The organism is Harryflintia acetispora (genome assembly GCA_004340125.1).
GTDB classification, from domain to species: domain Bacteria; phylum Bacillota; class Clostridia; order Oscillospirales; family Ruminococcaceae; genus Harryflintia; species Harryflintia acetispora.
This window is the reverse complement of sequence record SLUK01000007.1, coordinates 1-15186: the sequence shown is the minus strand read 5'-3', so window position 1 is coordinate 15186 and position 15186 is coordinate 1. Positions and strand designations below refer to the sequence as shown.

At 61.7% G+C, this 15186-nt stretch carries 13 protein-coding genes; 3 read left to right on the top strand and 10 right to left on the bottom strand.

Features of this window, described 5'->3' with window-relative positions; genetic code table 11:
• Positions 1–25: 25 nt before the first annotated feature.
• The 4 genes from secG to EDD78_RS08510 all read right to left on the bottom strand — a co-directional run bounded on the left by secG (position 26) and on the right by EDD78_RS08510 (position 2333).
• Positions 26–271, bottom strand: a complete 246-nt coding sequence (gene secG / locus EDD78_RS08525; protein WP_079700091.1) for a preprotein translocase subunit SecG — start codon at positions 269–271, stop codon at positions 26–28.
• Between the two features lie 116 nt (positions 272–387).
• On the bottom strand, positions 388–750 hold the full coding sequence (locus EDD78_RS08520) for a hypothetical protein (RefSeq protein WP_079700092.1): 363 nt from the start codon (positions 748–750) through the stop codon (positions 388–390).
• Between the two features lie 39 nt (positions 751–789).
• The gene (locus tag EDD78_RS08515) at positions 790–1266 is read right to left on the bottom strand and encodes a DUF4358 domain-containing protein (protein ID WP_132084675.1); all 477 of its coding nucleotides are present in this window, start codon (positions 1264–1266) and stop codon (positions 790–792) included.
• On the bottom strand, positions 1263–2333 hold the full coding sequence (locus EDD78_RS08510) for a GDSL-type esterase/lipase family protein (RefSeq protein ID WP_132084674.1): 1071 nt from the start codon (positions 2331–2333) through the stop codon (positions 1263–1265). The genes EDD78_RS08515 and EDD78_RS08510 overlap by 4 nt, the downstream gene beginning before the upstream one ends.
• 315 nt (positions 2334–2648) lie before the next feature.
• Here EDD78_RS08510 and EDD78_RS08505 point away from each other — a divergent pair, with 315 nt between their 5' ends.
• Positions 2649–4634, top strand: a complete 1986-nt coding sequence (locus tag EDD78_RS08505; RefSeq protein WP_079700095.1) for a DNA gyrase/topoisomerase IV subunit B — start codon at positions 2649–2651, stop codon at positions 4632–4634.
• An 18-nt stretch (positions 4635–4652) separates the two neighbouring features.
• Positions 4653–6890, top strand: a complete 2238-nt coding sequence (locus tag EDD78_RS08500) for a DNA gyrase subunit A (RefSeq protein WP_132084673.1) — start codon at positions 4653–4655, stop codon at positions 6888–6890.
• Positions 6891–7358: 468 nt separating this feature from the next.
• Here EDD78_RS08500 and EDD78_RS08495 read toward each other — a convergent pair whose 3' ends face one another.
• From EDD78_RS08495 to EDD78_RS08475, 5 genes are all read right to left on the bottom strand, one after another.
• Positions 7359–9014 (bottom strand): DAK2 domain-containing protein, encoded by a 1656-nt coding sequence (locus EDD78_RS08495; RefSeq protein WP_132084672.1) that lies wholly within the window; start codon positions 9012–9014, stop codon positions 7359–7361.
• A 67-nt stretch (positions 9015–9081) separates the two neighbouring features.
• On the bottom strand, positions 9082–9435 hold the full coding sequence (locus tag EDD78_RS08490; protein WP_079700098.1) for an Asp23/Gls24 family envelope stress response protein: 354 nt from the start codon (positions 9433–9435) through the stop codon (positions 9082–9084).
• A gap of 30 nt (positions 9436–9465) precedes the next feature.
• A complete protein-coding gene (locus EDD78_RS08485) occupies positions 9466–10953 on the bottom strand; it encodes an ABC transporter substrate-binding protein (protein WP_165873166.1) in 1488 nt (495 codons plus the stop codon).
• Between the two features lie 135 nt (positions 10954–11088).
• Positions 11089–13095, bottom strand: coding sequence for a beta-propeller domain-containing protein (locus EDD78_RS08480; protein WP_165873165.1), 2007 nt, complete (start codon positions 13093–13095; stop codon positions 11089–11091).
• A gap of 23 nt (positions 13096–13118) precedes the next feature.
• The gene (locus EDD78_RS08475) at positions 13119–13643 is read right to left on the bottom strand and encodes an RNA polymerase sigma factor (RefSeq protein WP_132084669.1); all 525 of its coding nucleotides are present in this window, start codon (positions 13641–13643) and stop codon (positions 13119–13121) included.
• A gap of 220 nt (positions 13644–13863) precedes the next feature.
• Here EDD78_RS08475 and EDD78_RS08470 point away from each other — a divergent pair, with 220 nt between their 5' ends.
• On the top strand, positions 13864–14175 hold the full coding sequence (locus EDD78_RS08470; protein WP_079700102.1) for an MGMT family protein: 312 nt from the start codon (positions 13864–13866) through the stop codon (positions 14173–14175).
• Positions 14176–14253: 78 nt separating this feature from the next.
• Here the strand turns inward: EDD78_RS08470 and EDD78_RS08465 are convergent.
• Positions 14254–15186: GLUG motif-containing protein (locus tag EDD78_RS08465; RefSeq protein ID WP_132084668.1), on the bottom strand; the 933-nt coding region annotated here is incomplete at its 5' end.

The following is a 15186-nucleotide window of genomic DNA, read 5'->3' as shown; positions in this document are numbered from 1 at the left end:
GCGGGGCGCCTGTCTTCATTTCGGTTTAGAAATAAACGACGACAACGTTGAGCAAAATAAGCAGCACCATAAATGCAATGGTACCGATCTTGGTCACGTTTTTAAGGGTGGTGCTCAGGGTCTTACCGGCGTTGCGGCCGAAATTCTCATTCTGCTCCTGCCCGGTGAGCGCGCCCATGCCGCCCTTGCCTTCCTGCATCAAGATCGCGATGGTCAGCCCGATGGCGATCAAGATCAGCAGCACGCCGACGACGATTTCAAAAGCTCCCATTGTGTTTCCTCCCGGTTTTCCTGTTATCCTAAGGCCGCATATGCGGACACCATGATTCTTGTGCTAAACAATGATAGCACAAGTTTTGCCAATATGCAAGCGGTATTTTTAAGATTTTAGACGAGCACCACGATCACATTGTAGAGCAGCACCACCGTCAGGATGGTCGAGAAGCCCGCGCACATCCAGAGATATCCCCGGCGCGCGCGCTTGGTCGGGTAGTTGCCGCAGAGCATCCCGAACAGCACGCAGGCGATCACCAGACCGATCACCGTGATCCCCACCGCGATGGCGAAGCGGGGGATGGCGGGCAGCAGCGGATCGATCACCTTGGAAAGGGGGGCGCTGAGCAGGTAAAACCCCGGAACGATCAGCAGCGGCAGCATGGACAGGGCCATCTCCCGGCGCCCGCTGCGCGCGGTCATAAAAATCAGGATGGCAATCACCGCGATAATCGCCACACACTCCATAAACATCATTTTTCGCTCACACCCTTCTCCCTTGCCGCCAAAGGAAATTTACAGCTTTTCGAGCAGCTCGCGCACCGCGTCGCTCCCGGGGCAGATGGCCAGCATGACGGTGCGGCCCTTCTGCACGATCACCGCGCTCTCAATCTTGGGCATCTCCTCGGGATGGTAATCCTGGAAGTTGAATTTCAGGTCATCCACCCGCCGATCAATCGCCGCGCGCACCGACTCCACATCCGAGTCGCTCTTGGCGGTGACGATCGCCACCTCCTCGGGGGTCGCGCCGCTGCCGCTGACATAGACGGCGTAGCTCTCCACCTGTGTGAGATCCAGCAGCGGATAGCTCGCGCCGATCACCGAATCCTCCTGCTTCACCAGTTCCTCGGTATAGCCGCCCTTCTCCATCACCGACTGGGCGGTGGCGTCCGCGTCGATCGCGGACTCCCCACCCTTCTCGCCGCATCCGGCCAGGATCGTCACCGAAAGCGCCGAGGCAAGCAGCAGCGCGCCGAAACGTTTTAACGTCATTTTTTTCGTTCTCCTTCCTTTTCCCCTTTGAGGGTGTGGCTGCGAAGATAATCGAACCACTTTTCATAGTAGCTGGGGCCGAAGTGCATCCCGTCGCTCGAGGCGTCGGCCGGCAGCGCGCCGTCCGCGCCCTTGAGCGCCTCGGCCACATTGACGAAGGGCAGCCCCTTCTTTTTGCAGTATTCCATCAGGGCGCGGTTATAACGGTCGATCTTCCCGTTGGCGTAGATCCCGTTTTCCGAGAGCGATTTTTCCATCGTCACCGGCAGGATCGACTGGATGAAGATCTGCGCCTTCGGGTGCTGGGCGGCCACCGCGTCCACAAAGCCGCCGTAGTAGCTCAAAAACTGCTCCTGCGAGAGCCACCCGACCCCGTTGGCCCCCAGCATGATGTAAATCTTGGCGGGCGAGTAGGCGGACATCGTCTCGAGGATGGTGTGCAGCTCCCCCTCCTTGTCCCGGATGGCGGGCTTTGTGAGGATGGTGGTCGGGTTGATCCCGGTGCTGGCCACCACCGTCGCGCCGGACATCACGCTGTAGAGGGAAATCCCGCTGGTGATCGAGTCGCCCACGAACATGGCGTCGTCAAAGTAGCTGTCGTCCACCGCCTCGCTTGCCGCCACCTGGTAGGGCAGCGAGAAGTCCGGCCGCTCGTCCGGCGCGCCGGACGAGGACGGCTTCCCCACTTCTCCTCCGGCCGGGACCACGATCGCTCCGGCGCTCTCCTCTGATGAGGACGAAGCGCTCTCCTGCCCGCTCTGAGCCCCGCCCTTCGAGGCGCTGACCACGATCGGCGCCGAGGACGCCGGGGCCGAAGAGGAAGACGCCGTGGAGGGCTCCCCGCTGGAGGACTGGCTACTTGCGGCCTTCCCGCTGGCCCCCGCCGTCAGCGAGGCGCCCAGGGTTTCGACGCTGCGGGCCGCTTCCTGCTGGTTTTGCAGCGCCCAGGCGATGATCAGCGCCAGGATGCAGACCCCCGCCGCGCCCAGCAGAAGCAGCAGCCAGTTCTTTTTATGGATATGAAACCCGCCCCGTTTGATGCGGTATCCGCTTTCCTTGTTTGCCATTTGCGCTCAGTTCCTCCCGCAGCGATCATGCCCGCTATAGGAAGTGCGCGGGAGAATCGATCCTGTGTATTGAAACATCGTATTCGGATAAATTATACTACACAAATCTTCACGCGGCAAACATTATCTATGAAAGTTCAGAATTCCTTTACATCCCGTGTGTGTTGGCAACCATTGACAATCGCCCGAAAATAACGTTTAATAAAGGGTGGGGCAATCCTATGATTGCCCCTGTATGTTGGTTTATTCAGTCTTCGGGGGCGGCGCGCCCCCACTTAAAATACAGGCTCAAATCCGTTTTGTGGAGGCAAGGGAATGTCGAAACGCACGCAAAAACAATATGACAACCAGAGCATCTCGTCCCTCAAGGGGGCGGACCGGGTGCGCAAGCGCCCGGCGGTTATCTTCGGCTCGGATGGGATCGAGGGGTGCGAGCACTCGATGTTCGAGATCCTCTCCAACTCGATCGACGAGGCGCGCGAGGGGCACGGGGAGCGGATCATTGTCACCCGCTTCGCCGACGGGTCGATCGAGGTCGAGGACTTCGGGCGGGGGATCCCGGTCGATTATAACGAAAACGAGCAGCGCTACAACTGGGAGCTGGTCTTCTGCGAGCTCTACGCCGGCGGCAAATATGACAACCAGAGCGCGGACAGCTACGAGTTTTCCCTCGGGCTCAACGGGCTGGGGCTTTGCGCCACCCAATACGCGTCGGAATATATGGACGTTGAAATCTACCGCGACGCGCTCAAATACACCCTGCACTTCGAGCACGGCGAAAACGTGGGTGGGCTGCAAAAGGAGGAGGTGCGCCGTCAGAAGACCGGCACCAAGATCCGCTGGCGGCCCGATCTCAAGGTCTTTACCGACATCGACATCCCGCTCGAGTACTATGCGGACACCATCAAGCGCCAGGCGGTGGTCAACCCCGGCGTGACCTTCGTGCTCAAAAACCAGACGGCCGAGGGGATGGACACCCAGGAGTTTTTCTACGAACATGGGATCACCGACTACCTGGGCGAGCTGGTGGAGGGCGAGGCGCTCACCCCAGTGCAGTATTTCGAGGCCAAGCGCCAGGGCCGGGACCGGGAGGACAAGGACGAATACCGGGTCAAGCTGTCGGTGGCGTTCTGCTTCTCCAACCGCCACAGCCACATCGAATACTATCACAACTCCTCCTGGCTGGAGCACGGCGGTTCCCCCGAGCGGGCGGTGCGCGTCGCCTTTGTGGGGGCGATCGACGGCTACCTGCGCCAGGGCGGGAAGTACCTCAAAAACGAGAGCAAGATCACCTTCGCCGACGTGGAGGACTGCCTGGTGCTGGTCTCCAGCTCCTTTTCCACCCAGACCTCCTACGAAAACCAGACCAAGAAGGCCATCACCAACAAATTCATCTATGAGGCGATGACCGACTTCCTAAAGCAGAACCTGCAAATCTACTTCATCGAAAACCCGGACGACGCGCAGAAAATCGCCGAGCAGGTGCTCATCAACAAGCGCAGCCGGGAGAACGCCGAAAAGACCCGGCTCAACCTCAAGAAGAAGCTGGCCGGGTCGATCGACCTCTCGAACCGGGTGCAGAAGTTTGTGGACTGCCGCTCGCGGGACGTAAACGAGCGCGAAATCTACATCGTGGAGGGCGACTCGGCGCTGGGCGCCTGCAAGCTCGGGCGGGATGCCCAGTTCCAGGCGATCATCCCGGTGCGGGGCAAGATCTTAAACTGCCTCAAGGCGGACATCGACCGCATCTTCAAAAGCGACATCATCACCGACATCTTCAAGGTGCTCGGCTGCGGGGTCGAGCTCAAGGCCAAGGCGAACAAGGAGCTCAGCTCCTTCGACCTCTCGGGCCTGCGCTGGAACAAGATCGTCATCTGCACCGATGCGGACGTGGACGGCTTCCAGATCCGCACCCTGATTTTGACCATGCTCTACACCCTCGCCCCCACCCTGATCGAGCGGGGCTTCGTCTACATCGCGGAATCCCCGCTCTATGAGATCAACACCAAGGACAAGGTCTATTTCGCCTACAACGAGGCCGAGAAGGCGGATGCGCTGCAGAAGATCGGGGAACAGAAGTACACCATCCAGCGCTCGAAGGGGCTGGGCGAGAACGAGCCGGATATGATGTGGCTAACCACCATGAACCCGCAGACACGGCGGCTGATCAAGGTCTCGCCCTCCGAGGCGAAGGCCACCGCCGAGATGTTCGAGCTGCTGCTGGGGGACAACCTCGAGGGGCGCAAGCAATTCATCGCCGACTACGGGGCGCAGTACCTCGATGCGGCGGACCTGAGCTAAGGGAGGAGGCGATCCAATATGGCGAAAAGCAAAAAGGAGCGGCCGGTAAAACACGCGGCCGCCAATGAAAACGCGGTGATCGAAAATGCCGGCGTGCAGATCGACCAGCCGATCACCGAAACGCTGGAAAAGAACTACATGCCCTACGCGATGAGCGTTATCGTCTCCCGCGCCATCCCCGAGATCGACGGGTTCAAGCCCTCCCACCGCAAGCTGCTCTACACCATGTACAAGATGGGGCTGCTCTCCGGCGCGCGCACCAAGTCGGCCAACGTGGTGGGCTCCACCATGAAGCTCAACCCCCACGGCGACCAGGCCATCTACGACACCATGGTGCGCCTCTCGCGCGGCTACGAGGCGCTGCTGCACCCCTATGTGGACAGCAAGGGGAACTTCGGCAAGGCCTTTTCCCGGGACATGGTCTGCGCCGCGCCGCGTTACACCGAGGTCAAGCTCGCGCCGATCGCGGCCGAGCTCTTCAATGAGATCGACCGGGACACGGTGGACATGGTGGACAACTACGACGGCACCCTAAAGGAGCCGGTGCTGCTGCCGGTGCGCTTCCCGACGATTCTGGTCAACTCCAACATCGGGATCGCGGTGGGCATGGCCAGCTCGATCTGCCCGTTCAACCTCCAGGAGGTCTGCAACACCACCATCGAGCTGATGAAAAACCCCGAGCACGACATCTCGCTGACCTTAAACGGGCCCGACTTCCCCGGCGGCGGCTTCATCCTCTACGACCGGGAAACCATGCAAAAAATCTATGCCACCGGGCGCGGCGGGGTGCGGGTGCGCGCGCGCTACCACTATGACAAGCAGAACAACTGCGTCGAGGTCACCGAGATCCCGCCCTCCACCACCGTCGAGGCGATCATGGACAAGGTGGTCGACCTCATCAAGCAGGGCAAAATCCGCGAGATTTCCGACATGCGCGACGAGACCGACCTCAAAGGCCTCAAGCTCGCCATCGACCTCAAACGGGGCGTGGACCCGGACAAGCTCATGCAGAAGTTATTTCGCTTCACCCCGCTCGAGGACAGCTTCTCCTGCAACTTCAACGTCCTGATCGCCGGCGTCCCGCGGGTAATGGGGGTGCGCGAAATCCTGAACGAATGGATCGCCTTCCGGCTGGAGTGCCTAAGGCGCCGGGTCTACTTCGACCTGCAAAAGAGCAAGTCGAAGCTCCACCTGCTGCTGGGCCTGCGCAAAATCCTGCTGGACATCGACAAGGCGGTCAGGATCGTGCGGGAGACCGAAATTGAAAAAGAGGTCGTCCCAAACCTGATGATCGGCTTTGGGATCGACGAAATCCAGGCCGAATATGTCGCGGAGATCAAGCTGCGCCACCTCAACCGGGAATATATCCTCAAGCGCACCGAGGAGGTGGACGCGCTGAAGGCCGAGATCGCGGACATGGAGGAGACGCTCGCCTCCCCCAAAAAGATCAAGGCCCTCATCTCCGACGAGCTGCGCGAGGTCAGCAAAAAGTACGGCAAGCCCCGGCGCAGCCTGATTATCGAGCCGGATGAAAACGAGGAGGACCCCTCGATCGAGGAGGTCCCGGATTACCCGGTCAACCTCTTCTTCACCGCGCACGGGTATTTCAAGAAGATCACTCCCCTCTCGCTGCGCATGAGCTCGGAGCAGATGCTCAAGGAGGGCGACTCGATCCTGCAGCAGTGCGAGGCCAGGAACGGGGACGAGCTGCTCTTCTTTACCAACAAGCAGCAAGTTTATAAATCCCGCGCCTGCGAGTTCGACGACACCAAGGCAAGCGTCCTGGGGGACTACCTGCCCGCCAAGCTCGGGTTCGACGAGGGCGAGGTCCCGCTCGCCATGGCGGTGACGCGGGATTATAAGGGCTATATGCTCTTCTTCTTCCAGAATGGCAAGGCCGCCAAGGTGGATCTTTCGGCCTATCAGACCAAGACGCGGCGCAAAAAGCTGCTGAGCGCCTTCTCGGACAAGAGCGAAACCGCGGCCATCTTCCAGCTGGGCGAGGAGCGGGAGTTTTTGATGAAGGCCTCCATGGGCCGTATGCTGATCGTAGACAGCGGGGCCATCTCCTCCAAGACCACCAAGAACACCCAAGGCGTGGCGGTGATGACCCTGAGAAAGAACGCCTTCGTCGAACGGGTGGTACCCTTCAGCCCCGAGATGGTGGCAAACGAACATCGCTTCCGCACCAAGAACCTGCCCGCCGCGGGGGCACTGCCCAGGGCGGAGGACGTCGGAGAGCAGCTGACGTTATAGGGCGTTGAGCCTGCTTTCAGTTTAATTTCTTTCAAGTATCGGGATTCTCAAGGGTTTGACAAACCCTTGAGCGGGTGCGGGCAGCGCCCGCGGCCTTTTCCGGGTTGCTGTCACTCGCCTTGACAAAATCCCCCCTCGGATCAGGAAGGGGAGCAAAAAGCTCCCAGTGGGAGGTTTTTGCGTGGGGAAACCCTATCAAGGGGTTTCCCCATGGCGGCGAGGCCGCCATCTTCTCGCGGGAGCTTCTGGGCGGCCGGCGCCCCGGCTTTTCCTCAGCTGCGAGCTGGGCGTACCGTTGCAGATCGAACAGCCCGTAACAAAAAATAGAGCCGGACGGCATATCCTGCCGCCCGGCTTTGTTTTACGAACAAAACAAAACTGCAAACGCAAATAGTCCGTAAAACTAAATCTAGTATGTGCGCGGCGCGCCGGAATATTCTCCGGCGCGCCGACAATTTTTTCTAAAAATCATTCCACGGAAACAATGAAGTAATAGACCGGCTGCCCGCCGCTGATAAATGAAAGCTCCACGTCGTCCGGCAGCTTTTCACGCAGCGCACTTTCCAGCTGCGCCGCGCGGTCCTCCTCGATGTCCTCGCCATAGAGCACCGTCACAAAACCGGTGTCCTTGTCCATCAGCGAGCGGGTCAGCTTGATCAGCGTCTTTTCGATGTTGGTATCGGTAAAGAGGAGCTTTCCGCCGTCCAAAGCCAGCAGCTCGCCCTTTTTGATCGAATGTCCGTCAAAGTCGCTGTCCCGCGCGGCAAAGGTGATCAGTCCCGTCTCCACCTTCTCCATCGCCTGGGTCATCAGCGTGCTGTTGCGCTCCGGGCTCTCCTCCTGCTCGAAGGCGAGCATCGCCGCCATCCCCTGCGGGATGGTGCGCGACTGCAGCACGCAGACCTCGCGGTCGGCGAGCCTGCCCGCCTGCTCGGCGGCCATGATGATATTCTTGTTGTTGGGCAGCACAAAGACATATTTGGCCGGCACCGACTGCACCGCGCAGAGGATGTCGTCGGTCGAGGGGTTCATCGTCTGCCCCCCGCTGACCACCCGGTCCACGCCGAGGTCCAAAAACAGCTCCCTGACCCCGTCGCCCGCGGCGACCGCCACAAAGCCGATCTCCCGCCCCGCGTCCACCGGCGCGTAGGGGAACTCCTCCCCCATCTTTGGCGGCTGGTTCATCGCTTTGCGGTTTTCGTGCTGCTCGCGCATATTCTCGATCTTGATCTTGGTGAGGCTCCCGAATTTGAGCCCCTCCTGCAGCGCGTCGCCCGGGTTGCCGGTATGCACGTGCACCTTGATGATGTCCTCGTCGTCCACCACCACGACACTGTCCCCGCGCGACTCCAAAAAGGCGCGCAGCAGAAGCGGGTCGCGCTCATTTTCCTTCATGACGATAAATTCGGTGCAGTAGGGATAGGTGATCTCGGTCTCATATTCACCCGAGGCGTTGTACTCCTGCTCGACGGCCGGCTCGGGGTCGCCCCCCTCGCTCTCGCCCTGCACCATTACCCCGTGCAGGAAGACGCTGGCCATCCCCTCGAGGATGACCACGAAGCCGCGCCCGCCCGCGTCGACCACCCCGGCCTTTTTAAGCACCGGAAGCTGCTCGGGCGTCTTTTCGAGCGCGTCCCTTGCCGCGTCGAGCACGCCCTGCCAGAACTCCTCCATCGCACAGCCGCTGTCCGCGAGCTGCCGCGCTTTCACCGAAGCCATGCGCGCCACGGTGAGGATGGTCCCCTCGGTCGGCTTCATCACCGCCTTGTAGGCGGAATGGACCCCCGACTCGAGCGCGAGGGCAAAGTCGGCGGGCCCGGCCTCGGCCTTGTCCTTCAGCCCCTTGGCGAAGCCCCGGAACAGCAGGGAAAGGATCACCCCGGAATTCCCCCTGGCCCCGCGCAGCAGGGCGGAGGCGGCAACCTGCGCGACCTGGCCGATGGGGGCGTCGTCCTGCAGCCCCTGCAGCTCGCGCACGCTGTTTCCGATGGTCATCGACATGTTGGTGCCGGTGTCGCCGTCCGGGACCGGAAAGACGTTGAGCGCGTCCACCGCCTGCCGCTGGGCCTGTATGTTGTTGGCCGCGGACAGCATGGCGTCCCGCAGCGTTTTGCCTCTCATCAAATCTTGGACACTCCTTCAAGCAGCGGGAGCACGGCTACCTTGGCCCCCGCCCGTAAAATGATCGGCGTCACTGCGCCTTCATGTCATCCACGAACACGTTGACCTTGGCGACCTCGAAGCCGGTCGCTTCCTCCACGGTGTAGCGCACCTTGTTGACGATGCTCTTGACGATCGCCGAAATGTTCACCCCATAGGTGACCGCAATGTGCAAATCAATCGCCAGACAGTTATTCCCCGAGCGCACCCGCACGCCCTTGTCGGCGACATCCTTGCGGGAGAGCACCGAGCGGATCCCCTGCGAGGGGTTGCTGAACACCATCCCCGCCACGCCGAAGCACTCCTGCGCGGCGTAGCCCACCAGCTTCGCAAAGTATTCCTGCGAAATCTCGATCGTACCGAGATGATTTTCAATTTTAATCATGAATTTCACTCCTTTGGTCAAGCACTTGGGCTACCACTTGCTTATATTATAGAAAATATCCTGATCGGTTGCAACCACCGCAGGATAAAAATTCCTGGAGTGGGAAATCACCGACTGGGTGTAGAGCAGCGGCACAAAGGGACATTGCTGCCAAAACCGGTTGTAAAAGTCCTCCATCGAAAGCGCACCCTCACGCGAGAGCAGATAGCTCTGATAGAGCTCGGCGGTATCCGGCAGATGGTGATGCAGCGCCCCCTGGGGGGAGAGCAGGGCCGAGAGGTCCATGTCCTCGGGCAGGCGCACCTCGCCCAGATACAGGTTGTAGCCCCCGGCCGCGATCTGCGCGGTAAACTGCTCGAAGGAATATTCGTTGATCGTGAGGTGCAGCCCGTGCGCGGCGAACTGCTGCCTCAGGAGCGCGGCCGCGTCCCGCTTGGAGGTGCTTTCGACATTGATCGCCAGCTGCACTTCAAAAGCGGCACCGCCCCGGGTGCGGTACCCTTCGGCGTCCCGCTGGTCAAGCCCCATCGAATCGAGCAGCGCATCCGGGTCGGGCAGCTCGCGCGGCTCCCCCCGCGCGTCGTAAAAGGTCGGGTTGACCGGCTCGGGCGCCGCCGCGGCCCGCCCGGAAAAGGACTGGCTCACAATCGCCGAACGGTCCAGTATGGCGTCCACCGCCCGGCGAAAGTCCCCGTTGTCCGACGGGTAGATCGACCCGTTGAAGCCCAGATACACCAGCGTGTTTTCCTGCACCGGGACACTGCCCGAGGCCTCGGGCTGGGCGCTGCCCTTGGGGCGGCGGGCATAGTCGATCCGGTCGGTGATCAAATCGTAGCCGATCTCATCGGCGTCCCCGACCGGTACCAGAATGATATTTTCCACCCGCGAGCCGCCCTCGAAGTGCCCGCTGTTTTGGATCAAGGACCCGTCCTCCCCCACGCGGTAGCGCCCGGTGCCAAGCGGGACATCCTCGGCGCCCGAGCCCGACTTAATGATGGGGAAGGTCAGAAGATTTAAAAAGTACCGGTCCGCCCGCTTCAATGTGAACACCAGGGTGCTCTCATCCTGCGCCTTGCAGGATTCCACATTGGAAAAGCGCCCGGCCGTGTCCTTGGCCGCCGCTAGGGTATAGGAATAGGCCGCGTCCTGCGCCGTCAGGGGGCTGCCGTCGCCGAAGGTTACCCCATCGCGCAGGCGCAGGGTGCACACCGTCCCCTCGAGCAGCGGCTCCTGCACGAGATACCCCCGCGGCGCAAAGGAAGCGTCCAGCTTGATGAGGGGATCGTACAGCAGGGCCGACACGTCGGCGTTCAGCTGGCTCGTCATGCGGTAGGGGTTGAGTACATCCCCCTCGCTGACTGCCAGGCGCAGCCGCCAAGGGGAGCTCTCCTGCTCCCCCATGGAGGAGCTTTCGCTCTGCGGCGCCGGAGGCTGCTGCAGGGGCGTGCCGCGGTCGGCGCTGCAGCCAAAAAGCAAAAGGAGGGCCGAGAGCGCACACAGAAATCCGATCCGTTTCAAGCCGGCAATCCCACCCATCCTTCACATCTGCTTAATGAAATTATTATATCAAGTTTAGCCCCCGTTTACAACCGCGATTTTGCTCGATTCATGCGGAAAGCCCGCCGCGGGGTTTTCCCGCGGCGGGCTTTGCAATCATCCCAGCTCCAATTCTGCGAGCGTCTTCCCGCTCACAGGATCGACTGCCGCCATCCGGCGCGCCGACGCGGTGTACAGGGTGTCCCCGGCCAGCGTCCCGCGCAGGATATGCACCGTGCTGTAGTCGCTCTCGGCCGCGCTTCGCTGCAAGGAGGTACGCGAGAGCTCCCTCAGCTTCCCGTCCCGCAGCTCAAAGAGGAAGTAGCCCGAAAATTTCGTCTGCTCCAGGCCGTCTCCGTCCGCCTCGCGCAGCTCGGCCGGGAAGCCGATCCTGCCCTCCTCCAGCAACAGGGCGCGCGGCTCGTAGAGCGCCTCGCTCGAAGCGCGCCCGCCCAGCACGACCTGGTCCGCCAGTGCCGGACGGTCGGGGTCACGAACATCGTAAAGGCAGAGGCGCACCCCGCCCGAATAGAGCACGCCGTCCTCTCCGGTGCGGGTATCCAGCCCGAACCCGAGCAGGGTGTGCGCATTCACCGCAAACAGCTGCTGCGAAAACCCATTGAGGGCTATCTTGCCGCGCGTCCCCGCGCTTTGCGGGTCCGAAAGGTCGAGCACCCAGAGCTCCTCGCTGTCCCGCACCGCGGTGACATAGGCGGTGTCGCCCCGGTAGAGCACTCCGCCGAGTTCGGCCTCTTGGGCAAAGCCCCGCACCGACGAGCACTCTTCCAGCTGCATATCCAGCACATAGAGCCTGATTTCCCCATCGGCCGTGGCCGCCAGGCGCAGATAGCCGCCATATTCGTCCATCGGCGACGACGCCCCCAGGATCCCCTCCACCTGCCCTTCGGCTGCACAGCTCAGGGAGTCGAGCGCGAAGCGCAGCAGGTTGGTCCTGTCCGGCTCTTCGCCCTCGCCGTACCGGGTGCCGGCGATATAGAGGTTCTCTTTTGAGAGGTGGACCGCCGTCGCGCCGCCGAGCACCGCCTGGGTCACCGCCGCTGTCTCTCCATCGAGCGCCAGGGCGGAAACAACCGCAAAGGAAGCGTTCTGCGCTGCGCCGGGCAGCAGCACCTCATCGGGAGCCAAGCGGCGCTTAGCCGCACCGTCATAGGTGCTGGGAACCGCCTTTAGCGGGTCGCCCGGCACGGTCATCGGAACCCATTCGCTGACCAGGTAGGCCACGCCGTCCCGCACCTGGCAGGAGACGAAGCTGCCCTCCTGGGTAAAATCACTCTCCAGCACCGGCCGCGCCGGGTCGGCAACATTGTAGATTTTCGCGCTGGTCACCGGGGTGTAGGACGTCTCCTCCGTGCTGTCCTCGCCGGGGAAGACGCCGTCCTCGCCGACGAGCAGCAGCCGGTCCCCCTCGAGATAGAGCTCGCCCGTCCCCTCCACTTCGGTCGCGGAGGCGATGGAAAGGTCCGCGGCTTTCACAATATAGAGGGTGGAGGAGAAGCCCCCCACCGCCGAGGAAAGCAAACTCTCCTGATTTTCGGTGAGGTAGTATAGATACTCCCCGTCGCTTTGCAGGATGTCCCCCTCGCCGGGCTGTACGGCGGCAAGGGGCGCGCTCCCCATCATGCTGCGGGGCGCGCCCGCGTCGGCGAGCATGGCTTCCTGCTTGTTTTGCTCCCCTTCGATCTGTAGAATCCGGTCCATGATTTCCTGGTAGCTCTGCGCGTGCGGCACCGCTTCCTCCGCGGTGGGGGCCGCCATATCATAGGCGGCCGATGCGGCCGCCTGGCCCGCGCCGGCCTCTCCCTCGACCGGGGCCTCCTCCATGAGCATGGCCGTCTCGGGGGCGGCTTCGCCCGAAGCGGTCTCAATCCCTCCCGGGTGAAACGCCAGCAGGGCCCCGAAGACGACCACCACCCCGGCGGCCACCGCACAGAGTGGCGCCAGCCAGCGCCGGGCTTCCGCCCGCCCCGGGCGCGCATCGCCGTCCAGGCGGCCTTTCAGCAGCTCCCCCTGCAGCGCCAAAGGGCGCTGCACCGGGTCGGTCAGCCGCCGAAGCTGAGGACCCAGCGCCTCGCCATGCTGTTTAATTTCTTCTTCCCGCTTCATGCGCCGGTCCTCCTTTCCCCTGTTCATCGCTCGATCAGACCTCGCAGCTTCTTCATCGCCCGGCAGAGCTTGGAGCTCACCGTCCCCTGCGGCGCGCGCATCACCTGCGCGATCTCCCGCAGGGTATAGCCCTGCACCGCCGAGAGCAGGACGATCTGCCGCTCCTGGGCGCTGAGCTTTGAGAGGGCGGTCAGGAGGTCGGCGCGCGAAAGGCTCTGCTCCACCGTGTCCTCCCCGTCCGAGAGGGAGACGAGCTCGTCGACATCCATCTGGCCGCGCTCCTTGACGTATTGCCCCATCTTGCGCTTGCAGCGGATGGTCAGGATCCTCATGATCCACGCGCGGAAGGCGGCGTTGTCACGCAGGGAACCAAGGCCCCGGTACGCCTCGACAAAGGTTTCCGACACCGCGTCCTGCGCGTCGTGCACATTGCCGAGGGTGTACAGAGCCACCCGGTAAAGCTCATCCGCCACCTGTTCATACAGGTCGGCGAAGCTATCCTTGTCCCCCCGTTTTGCCTGCTCGATCAAAACAACATCTACGTTCATCTTCCACCTGCGTTTGGGCCAGGAGCCCTCTGAGGTTCCATTTCCTTAGTGCGCGCAATGGCCGGATTTGCTGCATAAGCTGTTCATTTTGCCTTGTGAAATGAACGGCTCTCCATGTTTTTACCATGTAAAAACATATTGGATTCCGCTTGCGTTCTCTTGTCCTTTATGGTAGCATGTCTGACGAAAAAACACAACTTTTGGGAAAGGGGAAAGTTTTATGTCTTTTTTCTCGGCAGTCTACGCCGCCGTACAATCCATCCCCCGCGGAAAGGTGGCGACCTATGGGCAGATCGCACTGCTCGCGGGCAATCCCCGCATGGCGCGGCAGGTGGGCTGGGCGCTGCACAAAAACCCCGATCCGGCAAATATTCCCTGCCACCGGGTGGTCAACCGTTTCGGCGCGCTCACCCCCTCCTTCGCCTTCGGCGACGGGATCGGGGAGCAGCGCCGCCGGCTCGAGCGGGAAGGGGTCGAGGTGTCGCAGGACTTTAAAGTGGACCTGTCGCGCTTCGGCTGGGATGGGAAATAGCCTTCCATCAAGAAGGCGGCTGCGGAAGGAGTCCAGGCTTAATCCTTCCACAGCCGCCTTTTTACACTGTTTTTGCCGTTATCCAAACACCGCCAAAACCGGATGGGTATACCCGCCGCGCCAGGTTTTCCAGGCGCTTCCGGTCGCGCCCATGCTCAAATCCGCAAAATTCGTAGGGTCGGCAAACTGCGCGACAGTCAACGGGGTCACACCCGCAACGCTGGCGGGCATGCTGCCTCCAATCCCGCTGGTTGCATCGTACCACCGCACGGCTGCCGGGTAGCCCCCATCACTCGCGTAATAGCATGCGGTGCAGCCCGTCGCATCAGCCAGCGGCACGCATCCGGTGAGCGCACTCTGTCCGTTTCCACTGAGGGTACCCGGCATGGCAAAGCAGCGCGTAATGCGGCAATTCACTGTGGAAAAGCCCACCAAACCCGCCGCATCGCAGTAGTCGACGGTGCTCACCGGCACCGTTACGTTGACATTGACCGCATAGCAGTCCCGCACTTCACAGTCGTTGTACTGCTGTCCGACCAGTCCTCCGGCGTGCCAGTACCCGTCGGACAGGCCGTTCTCGGCGTAGCACTGCTCGATCAATACACCGTCGTTGCAAAATGAAACAAGGCTCCCGGAAACGCCGCTGCCGCTGTCATACACCGTAAAATTGGTTACCCCAATCCCGCGGATGGTGGACGAATTTGCCTTGCCAAACAGTCCCGCATCAGAATATCCCGCGCTTCTGGGGATCGAAAGATTCTTCACCAGATGGCCCCCGCCGTCGTAAATCCCGGTGAAGGCGGCATAGTTGTTTCCTCCGATGGGGGTCCAGTCGCCCGTGAGGCTCAGGTCCTGCGTCTGGATGAAGCTCGCCGCCAGATGGCTGTTCACATGCGCCAGCTGCGCCTGCGACGAGACCTTCCAGGGCTTGGCGGCGGTGCCCGCACCGCCCCCGTAGCCGCCGGCGGCGAGCGCATGCTCGCACCCCTCGATCGTCACCGTCTTGCTCGC